The following is an 18,530-nucleotide window of genomic DNA, read 5'->3' on the forward strand; positions in this document are numbered from 1 at the left end:
ACGCTCAATCGCGCCGTTTTGTGGGTGAAGCGCCCAGACGATGGCGCTGCTGCTCGGTGTGCCACTGCTCGGCCTCGGTATGCAGATAGCGGCTGGTGGTTTCAAGACGCGCATGGCGCGCGCTTTGGGCCAGGTACCTGAGTTCGATACCCGACTGCGCCTGGTGAGTAATCGACGTATGGCGCAGCCAGTGGGGTGTCGCGTGGCGTAGGGCCTCGATGTGGCCCGGCGCGCCCTGCTCCGCCTCCAGCGCCTCGGCGGCCTGGGCGAAGGTTTTTTTGATCAGCCGGTAGAGCTGGTTGTCGCTGATACCGCGAACACCGTCGAGCGCGCGCAGAAGCGGCGTTGCCTCGTCAAACGCAGGAAGCGATGAGAGCCCCAGCGCCAGGCGCCACTCGGCCAGTGCGCCCAGCATATCCTCGGGCAGAGGAATGCGTGCGGTTTTCTGCCCCTTGCCGGTCACCACCCACCACCAGCGCCCTTCCCTGAAAACGAAATCCTCCATACGGGCGCTGGCCATCTCGCTAATACGCGGGGCCAGCAGATAGGCAAAACTGAAAATGAACCGGCACCGCGCCCGCTCATAGCGCTGACGGGTACTCGCGCCCTCCTCCGTATCTCCATTCAGCCAGCCCCAAAGCCATTGCCAAAGCTCGTACTCCAGGTAACGCTCGACGCCAAGTGTTTGGTTATTGAGCCGACGCGACTTGTCGCGCATCAGCCGAAACGGGTTGTGCGCGACCCACCCGGCCTCGACCAGCCAGCCGTAAAGCCCTTGAAGTATCACCAGACTTTGACGCCGGCTCGCCGGCGACAGCCCCGCACGAAACGGCCGCCAGGCGGGGCTCGAGCGCGGCGCCCCACCCCCCACCCAGCGCGAGGCCGGCTGCGGGTCTTCGAGAAACGCCTCGAATTCACGCAGCCCTTCCCGATCGAGTTCGCCCAAACGCCGCCGTGTGCTCGAGAGCCACAGCAATAGCCGCTGCGCCTCGCGCCGATACGCCTTGAAGGTTTGCGGGCTCTCGCGGTACTCGGCTAGCCATAGTCCGACCGCCTCGGCGTCGCTTGAAGCCGTAATATGGGCAACGCCTTCTGCCCTGCCGACGACGTCAAAAACCCTCGAAATATCATTATCTTGAAGGGTGTAAACCTCGTTACTCACTACGCTTTACCTCTTTAATACCTCACGCCTCACGCCTCACGCCTCACGCCTCACGCCTCACGCCTCACGCCTCACGCCTCACGCCTCACGCCTCACGCCTCACGCCTCACGCCTCACGCCTCACGCCTCACGCCTCACGCCAAATTCTGCTGCCACAGCTACAAAAACTCAAGATAATACGTGTAATCTTGACTTTATTGACAGTATCATAAATAAAATTACATATTACGTTTTACGTAATTATTGTTTTAATCGAAAAGCTGCCGCAAAATGGTGTCTTTACCAGTCATTGGAATCGACATCATGGCGCGTAGCGGTATTCAGTACGGGGACGTTCAACAGGCGATCGATACGCTGTTGAGTCAGGGAGACACTCCCAGCGTTCAGCGTATTCGCGAGGTGCTGGGCACCGGCAGTTTCACCACCATCAGTGAGCACTTTCGTCAGTGGCGCAGTGAGCGCGAGCAAAATCGCGACGTGCCGCCGCCCAGAGGCGTGCCGGAAGTGGTGGCCAACGCGGCCAGCTCGCTTTGGGCGCAGGCTCAGGAGGTCGCCAACGAAGCGCTGGCCCATTATCGGGAGGATGCCAATCGCCAAGTGCTCGAGGCGCGCGAAGCCGCCGAGCAGGCCGACCAGAACGCTCTTGACGCCGAGCAGCGCGAGAAAGCACTGACAGAGCATTTGCGTCACACCGAAGCGAGACTCGAAGCGTTGAGCCGTGATCTGGCCACGCTCGAATCGACCCAGAGTCAGCTCGTCGAGCAGGCCACCCGCGCCGAACAGCAAACCGAACGCTCTCATCGCGCCTTCGAGGCGTTAGAGAAGCGCTATCACGTGCTGGAAGAGAGCGGCCTAAAGGAGCGTCAGGCGCTTCAAAGCGGCTGGGAGCAGCGGCTGAGCCAGGAAGAGGAGCGCAACGAGGCCTCGGAAGGCAAGCTCATGGCGCTACTGGATACGCTCAGACAGGAGCGCGCTCAGCAGGACAAGGCGCACCAAAAGCGTGTGAATCAAATGGAGCAAAAACTGGGCGCTCTGGAAGAGTCGCTGGCAAGCGAAAAGCAGGCGCTGCAGCAAAAAAGTCGCGACGAGCAAAGCGCCCAGGAGTGCCTGGCGCGACTCGAGCAGGAGAATCAGCGCCTCAAGGAGCAAAACGCGACGCTGGCGCGAGAACGCGAAGAGACCGAACAGCGTCTGATAACAACGCGCTCGCAAGCGAGCGAGGCTAACGCTTGGCAGCAGACGCTCAATGAGCAGGTCGAGGCGCTTCATCGCCAGCTCAAGGAGTTGCCTCAAACCCTTGAAGCGGCGCGCCAAAAAGAAGAAACGAAAAAGCCACTCCGCTGACGGAGTGGCCTTCGTAGAGCCCATGTGAGGCGAGCCGATTAAAACCAGACGCTCAGGTTTGCGGTTTTGGCGCCTCGTCCTCGGCTTCATCGGGCAGCTCCCAGCTGCCTTCCTCGCTCCAGGGATCGTTCTCCGGAAACTCCTCGATATTGATCTCGGGATCCGAATAGTCCGGCTGGTAGCGCAGATCGTACTTTGCCGCGCGCACCATCGACATCATCAACAGCACCGCGATCAACAAAAGCGGTACGCCGCTAACGATACTGGCGGTTTGCAGCGTCTCGAGCCCGCCCAAAAACAGCAGCGACATGGGCAGAAACGACAGCGTGAACGCCCAGAACAGGCGGTGGAATTTCCCCGGTTCCTCCTCCAGGTTCTTCTCCGCCGCGGACGAGAGAATGTAGGCAATGGAGTCGAAGGTGGTTGCGGTAAAGATCGACAGCAGTATCACGACCGCCGCCGTTACCAGCCAGGTCAGCGGCAATTCGCCGAGCACCGCGTAGAACGCCGCGTTGGCGGAGCTGTCGTTCATGATCTGAATGACGTCCAGGGTGCCGCTCAACTGCAGGTAGAGCCCGTAGTTACCCAGGATGATGAAAAATAGCGCACAGCCCAGCGACCCGAAAAAGATCGATCCCGCGACCATGGTCTTGATCCGACGCCCCTTGGAAATACGCGCGATGAAAAGCCCGACCGTAGGTGCGAACACCAGCCACCAGGCCCAGTAGAAAATCGTCCAGCTACGTGAGAAGCCTGTCTCCTCGAAACCGCCAAGCGCGCCGAAGGGTTCGGTCCAGGTCGCCATGCGCACCAGATTGCTCAGCATCAGGCCGATCGAGTTGAGCCCGGTCTCCAGAATGAACACCGTGGGGCCGGCCACCAGAACGAACAGCAGCACACCAAGACCCAGCCACATGTTGATGTCGGACAGAAGCTCGATACCGCCCTTGAGGCCGCGCCAGGCGCTGGCGGCAAAGAGCGCCGTGGTACCTATCAGCACCAGAATCTGACTAAAGGCATTGGGCGTGAAATTGAAAAGGTTGCCCAGTCCTTCATTGATCAGTGGTACCAGAATGCCCAATGAAGTCGCGCCGCCGCCCAGCATACCGAAGATGAACAGAATATTGATGACGTTGCCCAGCCAGCTTCGCGCGAGTTTCTCTCCCAGTACCGGGCGAATCGCTTCGCTGATGCGCAGCACCTTGTTCTTGCGCACATGAAGAAAGTACGCCATGGGAAGCGCCGGTACGAGATAGATCGACCAGGCGATCGGCCCCCAGTGGAACATGCCATAAGTGGCCGCCCAAGCGGTCGCCTCCTCGGAAAACGGCTCGAGATGAAACGGCGGCGACTGAAGGTAGTACATCCACTCCACCATGCCCCAGAACACCACCGCCCCGCCGATCCCGGCGGCAAACAGCATCGCCCCCCAGGAGAGCAGCGAAAACTCCGGCTCGGCATCGATATCGCCGAGCTTGATCTGACCGATGTCGCTGAACACGATATAGATCATGAAGCCTAGTGACGCGAGCCCCATTCCCAAGTAGAGCATGCCAAAATTACGCGACACGAACGCCTGCGCCGCCATGACCCACACACGCCCCACTTCTGGAAAGAGAATCAAGGGTAGCGTTACCAGCAGCAAAAGCCCTAGCGAGCCGAAAAAGATCGGCTTGTGAATGTTGGATAACATCGACGACGTTTTAATGATCCTGTCTCCCGAACGTGTTGGTAGAGTTAAGAGTTATTAGTGATTGGGCTCAAGAGAGCGAAACCCAAGTCGCACGTCTCTACTCAACCATACTACCGGGCGCCGTTTTATCAATTTTCTGACGCAGCCAAGCGTTGACTGTCGGTTAAAATCCCGCTGTCGACCGGAGCAGCGTGATCGATACCGGTGACCCAAGCGCTAAAAAAAGCGCCCCGCAATGGCGGGGCGCTTTTCACTGTCAAGCGTGTTCGATAAGGCAGTAAAAACGCCTACAACCTCAGCCGACCATTTACAGACACGTATCAGTAGTAAGCGTTGGTCGTATCCGAGTGGTCGGTCACGTCGCGGATACCGGCGAGTTCCGGAATGCGCTCGATCAGGGTTTTCTCGACGCCGTCTTTCAATGTCAAATCCACCGCCGCGCAGCCCTGGCAGCCGCCGCCGAAGGCGAGAACCGCCACCTTCTTGTCGGTCAGCTCGATCAGTTTGATCTCGCCACCGTGAGCGGCAAGACCCGGGTTGATCTCGCTGTAGAGCACGTAGTTGATGCGATCTTCCAGCGGGCTATCCGCATTCACCTTGGGCATCTTGGCGTTGGGCGCCTTGATGGTGAGCTGTCCACCCATGCGGTCGGCGTTGAAATCCACCACTGCCTCTTCCAAAAACGCCAAGCTGTTCTTGTCGAGATAGACGTTGATCTTCTCGAGCTCGAGCAGCACGTCCGTAGGCTCTTCTTCGCCTGGGCGGCAGTAAGCCAGGCAGGTTTCCGCGTAGGGGGTGCCGGGCTGGGTGATGAAGATACGCACCGCAATGCCATCCACGTTTTGCTTTTCCAGCAGTTCCGCAAGATAGTCCTGGGCGCTATCGGTGATGTCGATGCCGGGCGCTTCGATAGTCGTGGTCATGAGCGGTCTCATCCTCCTGTGGTAGCGGCGGTGCCGCGTCACATGTCATTTGCCTCTATGGTATGCAAAACCGACTGCGGACACAATCCCGACCATTTTAGTAAACTATTAGTTCCTGCAGCTCTTGCCAGCCCTTTTACCATCGATATTGGCGCGAAAGCCTGGCCAGTTGACGCCCCGAGTGCTGCCCCGATCAAGCGCGTTTGATATGATAAGTGCCATTTGCGTCGATGTTCGCGCCGAACTTCCCTGATTGCGCTGTTGGAGACTCCCCTTCGCCATGGCTTTACGAGATATGACCGCATCGCTCACCCAACGTCTTTCCCGAAACATCCTGCTTCTGGATGGCGGTATGGGCACCATGTTGCAAAACGCAGCGCTCAGCGAGGCGGAGTTCCGTGGCGAGCGCTTCAAGGCGTGGCCATCGGATCTCAAGGGCAACAATGACCTGCTGGCGCTGACCCAGCCCGAACTGGTCGCGCGCATCCACCGCGACTACCTCGAGGCCGGCGCGGACATACTCGAAACCAACACCTTCAACAGCACCCGCCTCTCCCAGGCCGATTACGGCATGGAGGAGCTGGTAATCGAGCTCAACCGCGAAGCCGCACGGCTTGCGCGCCAGGTGTGTGACGAGGTGACCGAAGAGACCGGCGTCCCTCGCTTCGTGGCCGGGGTGCTGGGCCCGACCTCGCGCACCGCCTCGCTCTCGCCAGACGTCAATGATCCGGCCAAGCGCAACGTCACCTTCGATGCGCTGTACGAGAACTATTATGAAGCCGCGGCGGCGCTGATCGATGGCGGCAGCGACTTGATCATGATCGAAACGATCTTCGACACGCTCAACGCCAAGGCGGCGATCTACGCGCTCGAAGTGCTGTTCGAGGATCTGGGCAAGCGCCTTCCCGTGATGATCTCCGGCACGATTACCGACGCCTCCGGGCGTACGCTGTCGGGCCAGACCACCGAGGCATTCTGGAACTCGGTGCGCCACGCCAAGCCCTTGACCGTCGGGCTCAACTGCGCCCTTGGCGCCGAGGAGCTGCGCCCCTATCTCGAAGAGCTTTCGACCCGCGCCGACACCTATGTCTCCGCGCACCCCAACGCCGGGCTTCCCAACGAGTTCGGCGAGTACGACCAGACCCCGGAAGAGATGGCCGCCATCGTCGGCGAGTTCGCCCAAAGCGGGCTGGTCAACATCATCGGCGGCTGCTGTGGCTCGACCCCGGAACACATTCGCGCCATTGCTGACGCGGTGCGTGATGTGGCGCCGCGTCAAATCCCGCAGCGCTCGACGGCGTGCCGACTCTCCGGGCTCGAGCCGTTCAACATCGAGGCGGACTCGCTGTTCGTCAACGTCGGCGAGCGCACCAACGTCACGGGCTCAGCGCGCTTCAAGCGCCTGATCGTCGAAGAGGACTTCACCACCGCGCTCGAGGTGGCGCTGGAGCAGGTGGAAAATGGCGCCCAGGTGATCGATATCAACATGGACGAAGGGATGCTCGAATCCCGGGAAGCCATGGAGCGTTTTCTGAACCTGATCGCCGGCGAGCCGGACATCGCGCGCGTGCCGATCATGATCGACTCCTCCAAATGGGAGATCATCGAAACCGGGCTCAAGTGTGTGCAGGGCAAGGCGGTCGTCAACTCGATCTCGTTGAAGGAAGGCGAAGCCGCCTTTCGCGAGCAGGCGACCAAGTGCATGCGCTACGGTGCGGCGATCGTGGTCATGGCCTTCGATGAGGAAGGCCAGGCAGACACCTTCGCGCGCAAGACCGAAATTTGCGAACGAGCGTATCGCCTGCTGGTCGATGAAATCGGCTTTCCCGCCGAGGACATCATCTTCGATCCCAACATCTTCGCCATCGCCACCGGCATCGAGGAGCACAACAACTACGCGGTGGACTTCATCGAAGCGTGCCGCTGGATTCGCGAGAACCTGCCCCACGCCATGATCTCCGGCGGCGTCTCCAACGTGTCGTTCTCCTTTCGCGGCAACAACCCGGTGCGCGAAGCGATCCACTCGGTGTTCTTGTTCCACGCGATCAAGAACGGTCTTTCCATGGGCATCGTCAACGCCGGCCAGCTCGCGGTCTACGACGACCTGCCGGCCAAGCTTCGCGACGCGGTCGAGGACGTGGTGCTCAACCGCCGTGATGACGCCACCGAGCGCCTTCTGGACATTGCCGACGAGTACAAGGGCGACGGCAGCAGCGGCCCGAAAAAGGAGGACCTGGAGTGGCGCGGCCTACCGGTGAACAAGCGCATCGAGCATGCGCTGGTCAAGGGCATCACCGCCCACATCGAAGCCGACACCGAAGAGGCCCGCGCCCAGGCCGCGCGCCCCATCGAGGTGATCGAAGGCCCCCTGATGGACGGCATGAACGTGGTCGGCGATCTGTTCGGCGCCGGCAAGATGTTTTTGCCACAGGTGGTTAAATCCGCCCGCGTCATGAAGCAGGCGGTAGCGTATCTGATTCCCTACATCGAGGCGGAAAAGAGCGAGGACACCCAGGCCAAGGGCAAGATCGTCATGGCCACGGTAAAAGGCGATGTTCACGACATCGGTAAGAACATCGTCGGCGTGGTGCTCCAGTGCAACAACTATGAGGTGATCGACCTGGGCGTGATGGTGCCCGCCGAAAAGATCCTCAAGGCCGCCGAAGAGCACAATGCCGATATCATCGGCCTCTCCGGGCTGATCACGCCGTCGCTGGACGAGATGGTTCACGTGGCCAAGGAGATGCAGCGCCGCGGCATGGATTTGCCGCTTCTGATCGGTGGCGCCACCACGTCGAAAGCGCACACCGCGGTGAAGATCGAGCCGCAGTACGAGCACCCGGTGATCTACGTCACCGACGCCTCGCGGGCCGTCGGCGTGGCCGGGCGGCTGTTGACGCCGAGCCTGAAGGCGGAGTATGTCCAGAGCATTCGCGATGAGTACGTGGTGGTGCGCGAGCGCAACGCCAAGCGCAGACCCAAGGCGGCGGATCTCGACTACACCCAGGCGCGCAAGCGCCGCTTCAAGACCGACTGGAACGAGGTGACGCCCGTCCCCCCTTTGCAGCCCGGCATCACCGTGTTCGAAAACTACGATTTGCGTGAGCTGGTGGAGCGCATCGATTGGACGCCGTTTTTCATGAGCTGGCAGCTCGCCGGCAAGTATCCGAAGATTCTCAACGATGAAGTCGTCGGCGAGGCGGCGCGCAACCTGTTCGAGGATGCCCAGGTGATGCTCGAGAAGTTGCTCTCCGAGGGCCATATCCACGCCCGCGGGGTAATCGGGCTGTGGCCGGCCAACACGGTCGATGACGATGTGATCGAGGTCTACGCCGATGAAAGCCGCGAGCAGGTCGTCGAGCGGCTGCACCATATTCGCCAGCAGACCACCAAGGGCCGCGACGGGCTTTGTTACAGCCTGGCGGACTTCGTCGCGCCCAGGGAGAGCGGCAAACCCGACTGGATCGGCGGCTTTGCGGTCACCACCGGTCATGGCGTCGATGAGCTCTCGAAAGCCTATGAAAAAGCCGGTGACGACTACAGCGCGATCATGGTCCAGGCACTCACCGACCGGCTGGCGGAGGCGTTTGCCGAGCGCATCCACGAGCGCGTGCGTAAGGAGTTCTGGGGCTACGTGAAAGATGAAACGCTCGATAACGACGCGCTGATCGCCGAAAAGTACCAGGGCATTCGCCCGGCGCCGGGGTATCCGGCCTGCCCCGACCACACCGAGAAGGCGACCCTGTTCAGGCTTTTGGATGCCACCGAGAACACCGGGCTGGCGCTGACGGAGAACTTCGCCATGTGGCCAGCCGCGGCGGTGTCCGGCTGGTACTTCGCCCACCCGCAGTCGAAGTACTTCTCCACGGGCAAGATTACTCGCGACCAGGTCGAGGCGCTGGCGGCGCGCAAGGCCATGAGCCTCGAGGAGCTCGAGCGCTGGCTCTCGCCAGTGCTCTCCTACGAGCCGGAACCGGCGGCCAGCGCCGCGGTTTGAAGTGCCGCCACCCGGCGCCGGCTTTACAACCGGTGCCGGCGTGCATACGCTTTATAAATATCATTCAAGAATAAAAAGATAATTATATATTCTTTCATAGAATATGACGATCTGCGTTAAGGTGGCGGTACTCGACCGTCCGTCTCGACGTGACCATTTCGCCATGCAGGACCGTGCACATGTACCGTTACGATATTCACGACCAAACGCTCGTCGATGAGCGGGTCGCTCAGTTCCGCGATCAGATGGAGCGTTACCAGGCCGGCAAGCTCGGAGAAGAGGAATTTCGCCCGCTGCGCCTGCAAAACGGTTTGTATATTCAGCGCCATGCGCCGATGCTGCGCATCGCCATTCCCTACGGCATGCTCGCCGGCCATCAGTTGAAAGCGCTGGCCGAGATCACGCGGCGCTACGACCGTGGCTACGGCCACTTCACCACGCGCCAGAACCTGCAGCTCAACTGGCCGGCGCTGGAAGACGTGCCGGACATTCTGGGCGAGCTCGCCAAGGTGCAGATGCACGCCATCCAGACCAGCGGCAACTGTATTCGTAACACGACCAGCGATCAGTTCGCCGGTATCGCCAACGACGAGGTCGAAGACCCGCGCCCGTGGTGCGAGCTGATTCGCCAGTGGTCCACGCTGCACCCGGAATTCGCCTACCTTCCGCGCAAGTTCAAGATCGCGGTCAGCGGCGCCAGTCACGACCGCGCGGCAATTCAGGTTCACGATATCGGCCTGCGCTTCTGGTACAACGCAGACCGCGAGCTACGCGTGAAGGTACTCGCCGGGGGCGGGCTGGGCCGTACGCCGATGATCGCCGAAACCGTACGCGAGGACCTGCCCTGGCAGCACCTGCTCACCTATCTCGAGGCCTGCGTTCGCGTCTATAACCAGTTCGGCCGCCGCGACAACAAGTTCAAGGCGCGCATCAAGATTCTGGTCAAGGCGCTGGGCGTCGAAGAGTATCGCCGCCGCGTCGAAGAGGAGTGGGCGCATCTGAAAGACGGCCCGCAGACGCTGAACCAGGCCGCGGTGGATGACGCCAAACGCCACTTCCCCGAGCCCGAGCGCCGCGAAGTGGCACAAAGCTCAATCGACGCTTTCGAGGCGTTACGCGGCGAGAACCGCGCCTTTGCGCGCTTTGTCACCAACAACGTGACCGACCACAAGGTGCCGGGCTACAAGGCGGTAACGCTCTCGCTCAAGCGCCGCGAGCACGCCCCGGGCGATGTGACCGCCGATCAGATGGACGCGGTCGCGGATCTGGCCGACCGTTATGGCTTCGGCGAAATTCGCGTGACCCACGAACAGAACCTGGTGCTGTCCGACGTGCCGGTCGACGAGATCGAAACGCTCTGGCACGAGCTCGAGGCGCTCGGCATGGCCAACCCCACCGTCGGCACGCTCAACGACATCATCTGCTGCCCCGGCGGCGATTACTGCTCTTTGGCCAACGCGGTCTCGATCCCGATCGCCCAGTCGCTGCAGGAGCGCTTCGAGGATCTGGATTTCCTCTATGATTTGGGCCCGATCGATCTCAATATTTCGGGCTGCATGAACGCCTGCGGCCACCACCACGTCGGCCACATCGGCATTCTCGGGGTCGATAAAAAAGGCGAGGAGTATTATCAGGTCTCGATCGGCGGTAACTCCACCGACGACGCCTCGCTTGGCAAGATTCTGGGCCCGTCGTTCTTCCGCGAAGACGTGCCTGACGTGGTCGAAAAAGTGCTCGAAGTGTACGTGGCCGAGCGCCACGAGGACGAGCGCTTTCTCGATACCTACCGCCGCATCGGCCTGAAACCCTTCAAGGAGCGCGTGTATGCCCACTGATGCCAAAGACGCCGCGGCACAGGATACCGCCCCGGCGCCGGTTCACGTCGACCATTTGATCAATGACGGCGAGCTCGCCGCCGAGAACGCCTGGTGCGTCTCGTATGACGATGAGGCCCTGCCCGAGCAGCTGCCGGCGTTCGTACCGCTGGCGCTCTGGCGCGAGCACTTGGGTGACACCGACCTCGCCCCGCTGTTGACCAGCGACACCGAGCTTACACCGGCGCTGGGTGAAGAGCTGAAAAAGGCTCACGCGGTGGCGATCGACTTCCCCGCCTTCACCGACGGGCGCGGCTACAGCCTGGCGCGGCTTCTGCGCGAGCGCTACGGCTTTACGGGCGAGCTTCGCGCGGTGGGCGATGTGCTGATCGATCAGCTCAACTACATGGAGCGCTGCGGCTTCAACGCCATGGCGCTGCGCCAAGATCAGGATCCGGAAACCGCCCTGCGCGCGCTCAGTGCGTTCAGCGTGCGCTATCAGACCGATGTCCAGACGCGCTCAGCGCTGTTCGAGCGCCGCCTGGCCGCTGCAGAGTAAACGCTTTATAAAACCGAGCGGCGCGTTTCTGGCCGCTAATCGAAAGGGCAGCCTACGGGCTGCCTTTTTTGTCGTTGCGCATTGAGCGCGTTAGCCGCGGCGCTTTTGCTGGCGCTCGCGGTTGTTGGCCTTGGCGCGGTCACTTTTGCGCAGCATTACCCAGGTCGCCCCGAGCCCCCCGTCGGAAGACTGCGCCGAAACGTATGCCTGCACCTCGTCGAACTGGCAAAGCCACTTGGCCAGATACGAGCGCAGCACGTTGGCGGGGCTGTCGATCTCACGCCCGCGGCCGTGAACGATCATCACCGAGCGCAGATCATGACCAAAAGCGTCCTGGATAAAGGGAAAGAGCATCCGCCGGCACTCGGCGAGCGGGCGCCTGAGCAGGTGGAGCTGCGCCTGAACGGGGTAGCCGCCGTGCTTGAGTTTATCGACCACGCCCTGCTGGATACCCTCGCGGCGGTACTCGAGCGGGTCGAACGGCGGCAATAGATCGACGAAGTCGTCGGACAGAAAGTTGTTCTGATCAATAGCCGCCTCGGCGCTTTCTCGCCGGGCCAGCTGCGCCTCGGAGGGCCTGGAGCGCCGGTCGCCCGTATCCGCCCGGCGGCCCTTCGCCAGGGGTTTCACATCACCGACAAAAGCGCGAAAATCCATGTCTTCACGAAAGTCTTCACGAAAATCATCACGAAGTGGCTGATTCATGGCGGGCTCCTCGGAGTGGGTGCAATCGATATCCTGGCATAAAGCGGCGCCGGGCTTAAGGGCTCTCTTTTCAAGACTCTCTTTTCATGGGCTATCTTGCATGACACGTTTTGCATCATGCAGGGACGGCGGACACTACAAGGATAGAACATGATCTGGATAAAAAGGGGGTTGGCCCTGGGGCTACTCGTCGTGCTGGGCGTGGCGATGTGGCTCTGGATGACCATGCTAAGCCCCTGGTTTTACGAGCGCCCGGCCCATATTGCGCCTATCGAGCAGCGAAGCCACCAGGTGTTCGTTTACGGCACGCTGCGTTTTGCTCCGGTGCGCTGGGTGGTGATGCATACCGGTGGCGAAGCGCAAGCCGACGCACTAAAAGGCTTCACCAAAAATGGCCTCGACCTTTCGCCGGCCCCGCAGGGCACGGTTCAAGGGCTTCTGCTAACCGTTACGCCCCAGCAGCTTTCGCGACTCGACCGCTATGAGCGGCTGGGCGTTCGCTACCGCCGTGAAGAGGTCGAGCTCGAAAGCGGCGAGGTGGCCTGGGTTTACCGGCGCCTGGCCGAACAAGCATCAGCCAACGCAGCTGCGCCCAACGAGCAGGCTCTGGTAGGATATAAGCGAATGGTGCTTGCCGGTTCAGGCGCCCCGGACCTGCCGGGCTACCACTGGCCGGCGGCAAACGACGCAACTGATCCGCGCGCCAAGACTCGGCTTTTCAAGGAAACCTCATGAGCGACAACACCCCCTATATTCTGGTGCTTTACTATTCGCGCTCCGGCGCCACGCGGGAGATGGCGCGCCAGGTCGCGGCGGGGGTCGAAAGCGTGGCGGGTATCAAGGCGCGGCTTCGCACGGTGGCTTCGGTTTCGCCCACGACCGAAGCCGTGGAAAGCGAGGTGCCGGAAGAAGGCGCCATTTACGCCGACCTTGAGGATCTGCGCCACTGCAGCGGCTTGGCACTGGGAAGCCCTACCCGGTTTGGCAACATGGCCGCCCCGCTCAAATACTTTCTCGATACCACGAGCAATCTCTGGATGAACGGCGCGCTGATCGACAAGCCCGCCACCTGCTTCACCTCGACCTCGAGCATGCACGGCGGTCAGGAGAGCACGCTTTTGACCATGCTGGTGCCGCTTTTGCACCACGGCATGGTCTACGCGGGCATCCCCTATAATGAAACCGAATTGATCGAGACCCAAACCGGCGGCACGCCCTATGGGGCGAGCCACGTGGCGGGTGGGCGCAGCGATCGCGTGATCGATGAGCACGAGCGCGCCCTGTGCGTCGCCCAGGGCAGACGTGTGGCGCGGCTGGCGGTGGCGCTAGAGGCGCTTCGCGAGGCGTCCTCATGAGGCAGTGGCTTCTCGATCTGGAGCGCCGTCACGGGCGCGAGGCGCTGAGCCAAAAAACGCGCCGGCTGGTGTTGATCAGCTTCGTGGTACTGCTGGGGCTTGTGATGCTGCGCGGTTTTCAGGTCCAGGGCGACGAGTACAGCTGGCGCCCGGTACTGGCTTTTGTTTTGCCGCTGCTACTCTTTTTGCCGTCGATCATCGGCAAGCGGCCCCGGGGCCATGCCTGGCTCGCCTTCGTCAGCCTTTTGTATATCGCCCAGGGCGTGATGTTTGCCGCGGCCACCGGGCAGTTTCTGCGCGGGGCGCTTGAAATCGCCGCCGCTGCCGCGCTGTTTTTCGGCTCGCTGGGCTATGCCCGGTTTGGCGCGCGAAAGGTGTCGCGCTGACCGGCTCGATGAAAAAACGACGACACCGATCAAAATAACGACACTCAACCACGCTTCAGGGAGCAGCGATCATGAACCGTAATATTGCCGATGTTCGGCGTGACTACGAAGGCGGGCTGTTGGAAGAAGCCGCCATGCCGGACGATCCCTTCACGCTTTTCGACCAGTGGTTTGAAGCCGCTCTCGAAAGCGATGGCCAGGACGCCAACGCCATGACGCTGGCCACCGCCGACAGCCAGGGCCGTCCTCACGCCCGCGTGGTGCTGTTAAAAGGTGTTGATGCCCAAGGGTTGACGTTTTACACCAACTACCACAGCCATAAGGGTAGCGAGCTTGCCAACGTGCCCTTCGCGGCGGCAACGTTCTGGTGGCCGGGGCTTTCTCGCCAGGTACGGGTCGAGGGCGCAGTCGAGCAAGTCGCGCCTGAAGAGTCCGACGCCTACTTTCAGAGCCGGCCGCGAGGTAGTCAGCTGGGCGCCTGGATCGCGACCCAAAGCGTGGTGATCCCGGATCGCAAATGGATCGAGGAGCGCCAGGTACGTTTTGAGCATGCCTACGATGGCCAAACGATACCGCGGCCGATCCACTGGGGCGGCTATCGCATCAAGCCGGACATGATCGAGTTCTGGCAGGGCCAACCCAGCCGCCTGCACGATCGGATACGCTTCGAGCGCCAGGACGACGGCCCCTGGAGCCGCTTTCGCCTCGCGCCTTGATACCCGCATCGACAAACGCCCCTGCCCGCCTTGGGCTGCCAGGGGCGTTTTTGATGCAGCTCAATCCGGCAGGCTTTCAAGGCGATGGCGCTGCCAATCGCTGTCCGGCTCGTTGAGGCGAAGGACGGCGTCGATCACCTGCTCGTCCATGTTGTAGCGGCTGGTGAACCCCAGATGTTTCATCAGCGCGCGCATCGGATGATTATCCATCATGATCTTGCCGATCATTTCGATGGTGCCCACGCTCTTGCAGTAGCTGATCATTTTTTCCATCAATAGCTTACCGATTCCCAGCCCCTGCAGATCGTCACGCACGATGATCGAGAACTCGGTCCGCAGGTTGTCGGCGTCGTTGTAGACCCGTACCACCCCCAGCATCTCCTTGCTACCGTCATCGTGCTGGTGCTCGGCGATGAACGCCATCTGGCGGTCGTAGTTGATGTGCGAAAGGATCGACAGATCTCGCTGGGACAGGTTCGACTTGTTGTGGAAGTAGCGAAACCGGATGCTCTCCTCGGAAAGCCGAGTGTGAAAGCGGGTAATCAGCGGCGCATCCTCGGCGCGAATCGGGCGCACCTCGACCTGCCAACCGTTTTTGAGCGTGACCCACTCACGAAGCTCCTCCGGATACGGCATGATCGCAAAGCGCGCCGGCGGGCCCAGATCCATGGCGAAATCGACCGCGAGCAGCCCATCGCGGTTCAACAAAAGCGGATTGAGCTCGAGCCCGCGCAGATCAACCAGATCCGAAGCCATCTGCGAAAGCTTGACCAGCAACTGGCAGAGCCGCTCGATATCGCGCTCCGCCTCGCCCGAGTGTTCGCGAATCAGCGAGGCGGCGTGGGTGCGCCCCACCATGTCCGCGGCGAGGCTCATGTTGAGCGGCGGCAGCGCCACCTGGCGATCCGCCAACACGTTCACCTTGTAGCCGCCGATACCGAACACGATCAAGGGGCCGAACACCGGATCACGGGTGATGCCCGCACAGATCTGCATCGAGTGTTTGCCGCGCTGCATGGGCTGCAGGCAGTACTCCTGGATGGTGTACTCGGGAAACTTCTCGCGCACCTTGTCGCCCAGACGCTGAACGCCTTCGGCGACCTGGCTTGGGGTGACCAGATCCTGCAGCAGCCCGGCAGAAATCTTGTGCGGGTGGCGGCGGTAACGGTACGGGTGGCAGTTGCCATCGTGTACCACCTTTAGAGCCTTGGGGCCGGCGAAGTGCCCCTGCTCCTTGAGCGCATCGCTCGGGTTTTGCAAATAGACGCTCGGCGCGGTGGGGATACCGTAGGCCTCGAGCACTGTCGCGGTTTCCGAGTGGGTGAGCGTGTAGCGGCGCTGTTCCTTGGCTTTCGCGATCAGTTCCCGGCAGGCCTGACGGTCAGCGGCGCGAGTGTCGAAGGTCAAACTGGGCGGAATCTCGTGCAAAAGCGCCTGTACCCGCTGGTAGTCGACCATGTGCATGAACGCCTTGACCGCTTTTTCCGGCGAAATATAGGTAGGAATACCCGCGGCGCTAAACGTGCTTCTCGCTTTGAGCGCCTCCTTGAGGCCCATCCAACTGGTCAGCAGGTTACGCTTGAAGCGTTTGCGGCTGTCGATCAGCGCCTGGGCGGTTTCGACCGACGGCGCCAGGCGGGTCGGCGCATGGACGACCAGTACCGCGTCCACGTTAGGGTCGGCGGTGACGATCTCCAGTGCCTCGACGAAGCGCCTGGGGGTGGCGTTGCCGCCCAGATCCACCGGGTTCTCGCCGGGCTTGCTGCGATCGACCTTACGCTCGGTCAGCGCGGCCTGGGTTTCATCGCTAAAGCGTGCGAGTGTGCCGCCGGCGCTGATGAGCTTGTCGATGGCGAGCATCGCCGGGCCAAGGCCGTTGGAGACCACCGCAAGGCGGTCGCCGCGCAGCGGGCGCATGCGTGAAAGCGTCTCCAGCGCGTCGAAGAGCTCGTCGGAATCGTTGACGCGCACGACGCCGGCACGGGCGAAGGCAGCATCGAACACCACGTCCCGGTGGGTGATACCCGGCGTCGGCGCCATACCGGAGATATCCGACTCCGGCGTGCGCCCGCTTTTGATCGCCAGCACCAACCGGTTACGCGAGGCGTCGCGTACCGACGTCATGAAGTGCTGCGCGTCCTTGATACGCTCCAGGTGGAGCAAGATGGCCTGGGCCGGCGAGAACTGGTTCACGTAGTCGATCAGATCCGGCAGCAGCACATCGACGCTATCACCCACGCTGATCAGGTGAGAAAAGCCTACTTCGCGCCCCGCCGCCCAGTCGATCATGGCGTTAGCGAGCATCCCGGACTGGCCCAGATACGCCACCCGCCCGGGCTTGACCGGCTGGCTGGCGTAGGAGGCGTTGAGCTTTTTGCTGGGCACGATCAGCCCCATGCACTCCGGGCCCAGCACGCGAATGCCCGAGACACGAGCGGCCTGAAGCATTTGCTCTCGAATCGAGCCTTCGCTGCCCTGCTCGCGATCGAGATACGCCCCGCCCGAGAGTACCAGCGCCGCCTTGACGCCCTTGCGACCGAGCTTTTCGATGAGCCCGGGCGCCCCTTCCACCGGCGAGCAGATCACCGCAAGCCCCGGCGGCTCGGGAAGCTCATCGACGCCTTTGAAACAGGGAACGCCGAAAACCTCGTCGTAGCCTTTTAAATTGACCGCCCAAAGTTTACCTTTGAACCCACCCTCCTGAAGATTGCCGAGCACCAGCCCGCCCAGAGACTCCGGCTTTTCAGAGGCGCCAAAGACGGCGATCGTTTGCGGCTCGAAAAAGTGATGTAAAAAGCGGGTGCTCACGAACGCATCTCCTGGGGGTATTTCATGTACGACTTATGATCAGTGTCGCGCACGCACTCATAGCGATTAAGGTAGCCTGACATTGAATGGAGCGCCTGCATGATTACCGCCTACCTTACCCATCCCGACTGCGTGTTGCACCACATGGGCCCGGACCACCCGGAAAGCCCTGCGCGGCTCGAGGCCATACGGGCGCGCCTGTCGCTGGATGGGCTCTTGCAGCAAACCATGCAGGGCGAAGCCAGGGAAGTCGAGCCGGCAGCGCTTGCGCGGGTTCACGCAAAGCGCCATCTCGAGGCGCTGGAGCGCTGCCTCCCCGAGCAAGGCCTCACATCGCTCGATAGCGACACGCTGATGAACCCGGATACGCTTAGAGCCGCCCGGGTGGCGGCGGGCGCGGTGGTCAAGGGCATCGACCAGGTGTTCAAGCGTCAGGCCGACAACGTGTTCTGCGCCGTGCGCCCGCCGGGCCACCACGCCGAGACCGCCGACGCCATGGGATTTTGCTTTTACAACAACGTCGCCGTTGGCGCGGCCCACGCCCGCGAACATTACGGCGCAAAGCGCGTCGCGATTCTGGATTTCGACGTTCACCAGTGCAACGGCACCATCGATATCTTCAAAAACGACCCAGACGTGTTGATCTGCACAAGCTACCAGTTTCCCTTCTACCCCTGGCGCTATCTCAAAAGCGAGTGGCCGAATGTAGTCAATACGCCGCTGGAGGCAGGGACCAAAAGCGCAGGCTTTCGATCGGCCGTCGAGCAGCAATGGCTGCCCGCGCTTCACGACTTCAAGCCGGATCTGGTACTGCTCTCCACCGGTTTTGATGCCCACCGCGACGACCCCATGGGCGAGCTCGAGCTCGAGGATGAGGATTACTACTGGATCACGTGCCAGGCCATGGAGATTGCAAAACTCTACGCTGAAAACCGACTGGTGTCTGTTCTCGAGGGCGGCTACAACCCGAAGTCGTTGGCCAGCGGCTGCAGCGCGCATCTCAAGGCACTATTGGGTCTGCCTTTCGAGGCCGCCCCCGGGGCTAGCGCATGAAAGACCGTGCATGGA

At 61.5% G+C, this 18,530-nt stretch carries 14 protein-coding genes; 9 read left to right on the forward strand and 5 right to left on the reverse strand.

What is annotated here, in order from left to right; all coding sequences use genetic code 11:
• Positions 1-4: 4 nt before the first annotated feature.
• A complete protein-coding gene (locus tag OCT39_RS09020) occupies positions 5-1,126 on the reverse strand; it encodes a tyrosine-type recombinase/integrase (protein ID WP_263587319.1) in 1,122 nt (373 codons plus the stop codon).
• A 306-nt stretch (positions 1,127-1,432) separates the two neighbouring features.
• Between OCT39_RS09020 and OCT39_RS09025 the strand changes: the two genes are divergently transcribed.
• The gene (locus OCT39_RS09025) at positions 1,433-2,506 is read left to right on the forward strand and encodes a DNA-binding protein (RefSeq protein WP_263584152.1); all 1,074 of its coding nucleotides are present in this window, start codon (positions 1,433-1,435) and stop codon (positions 2,504-2,506) included.
• Positions 2,507-2,558: 52 nt separating this feature from the next.
• On the opposite strand, the gene OCT39_RS09030 is transcribed toward OCT39_RS09025, so the two are convergent.
• Positions 2,559-4,199 carry a BCCT family transporter gene (locus OCT39_RS09030; RefSeq protein ID WP_263584153.1) on the reverse strand — a complete coding sequence of 547 codons (1,641 nt, stop codon included), beginning with the start codon at positions 4,197-4,199 and terminating at the stop codon, positions 2,559-2,561.
• Between the two features lie 320 nt (positions 4,200-4,519).
• Positions 4,520-5,122: a Fe-S biogenesis protein NfuA gene (nfuA, locus tag OCT39_RS09035; protein WP_263584154.1), complete on the reverse strand. Its 603-nt coding sequence runs from the start codon at positions 5,120-5,122 to the stop codon at positions 4,520-4,522.
• 280 nt (positions 5,123-5,402) lie between these two features.
• On the opposite strand from nfuA, the gene metH reads away from it, so the two are divergent.
• From metH to OCT39_RS09050, 3 genes are all read left to right on the forward strand, one after another.
• Complete coding sequence (gene metH / locus OCT39_RS09040) at positions 5,403-9,119, forward strand: methionine synthase (RefSeq protein ID WP_263584155.1); 3,717 nt, start codon at positions 5,403-5,405, stop codon at positions 9,117-9,119.
• Positions 9,120-9,298: 179 nt separating this feature from the next.
• Complete coding sequence (locus tag OCT39_RS09045; protein WP_263584156.1) at positions 9,299-10,954, forward strand: nitrite/sulfite reductase; 1,656 nt, start codon at positions 9,299-9,301, stop codon at positions 10,952-10,954.
• A complete protein-coding gene (locus OCT39_RS09050) occupies positions 10,944-11,492 on the forward strand; it encodes a DUF934 domain-containing protein (protein WP_263584157.1) in 549 nt (182 codons plus the stop codon). Before OCT39_RS09045 ends, OCT39_RS09050 begins: the two co-directional genes overlap by 11 nt.
• A 90-nt stretch (positions 11,493-11,582) precedes the next feature.
• Here the strand turns inward: OCT39_RS09050 and smrA are convergent, their stop codons facing one another.
• The gene (gene smrA / locus OCT39_RS09055) at positions 11,583-12,197 is read right to left on the reverse strand and encodes a DNA endonuclease SmrA (RefSeq protein ID WP_263584158.1); all 615 of its coding nucleotides are present in this window, start codon (positions 12,195-12,197) and stop codon (positions 11,583-11,585) included.
• A gap of 150 nt (positions 12,198-12,347) precedes the next feature.
• Here smrA and OCT39_RS09060 point away from each other — a divergent pair, with 150 nt between their 5' ends.
• From OCT39_RS09060 to pdxH, 4 genes are all read left to right on the forward strand, one after another.
• Complete coding sequence (locus tag OCT39_RS09060; RefSeq protein ID WP_263584159.1) at positions 12,348-12,932, forward strand: gamma-glutamylcyclotransferase family protein; 585 nt, start codon at positions 12,348-12,350, stop codon at positions 12,930-12,932.
• Positions 12,929-13,552 carry an NAD(P)H:quinone oxidoreductase gene (wrbA, locus tag OCT39_RS09065; RefSeq protein WP_263584160.1) on the forward strand — a complete coding sequence of 208 codons (624 nt, stop codon included), beginning with the start codon at positions 12,929-12,931 and terminating at the stop codon, positions 13,550-13,552. Before OCT39_RS09060 ends, wrbA begins: the two co-directional genes overlap by 4 nt.
• Positions 13,549-13,938, forward strand: coding sequence for a DUF2069 domain-containing protein (locus OCT39_RS09070; protein ID WP_263584161.1), 390 nt, complete (start codon positions 13,549-13,551; stop codon positions 13,936-13,938). The genes wrbA and OCT39_RS09070 overlap by 4 nt, the downstream gene beginning before the upstream one ends.
• Positions 13,939-14,009: 71 nt before the next feature.
• The gene (gene pdxH / locus OCT39_RS09075; protein WP_263584162.1) at positions 14,010-14,654 is read left to right on the forward strand and encodes a pyridoxamine 5'-phosphate oxidase; all 645 of its coding nucleotides are present in this window, start codon (positions 14,010-14,012) and stop codon (positions 14,652-14,654) included.
• A gap of 60 nt (positions 14,655-14,714) precedes the next feature.
• Here the strand turns inward: pdxH and OCT39_RS09080 are convergent, their stop codons facing one another.
• Positions 14,715-17,462, reverse strand: a complete 2,748-nt coding sequence (locus tag OCT39_RS09080; RefSeq protein WP_263584163.1) for a bifunctional acetate--CoA ligase family protein/GNAT family N-acetyltransferase — start codon at positions 17,460-17,462, stop codon at positions 14,715-14,717.
• A gap of 99 nt (positions 17,463-17,561) precedes the next feature.
• Here OCT39_RS09080 and OCT39_RS09085 point away from each other — a divergent pair, with 99 nt between their 5' ends.
• A complete protein-coding gene (locus tag OCT39_RS09085; RefSeq protein WP_263584164.1) occupies positions 17,562-18,515 on the forward strand; it encodes a histone deacetylase family protein in 954 nt (317 codons plus the stop codon).
• Positions 18,516-18,530 lie beyond the last annotated feature (15 nt).

It is taken from the genome of Halomonas sp. GD1P12 (genome assembly GCF_025725645.1).
Classification (GTDB): domain Bacteria; phylum Pseudomonadota; class Gammaproteobacteria; order Pseudomonadales; family Halomonadaceae; genus Vreelandella.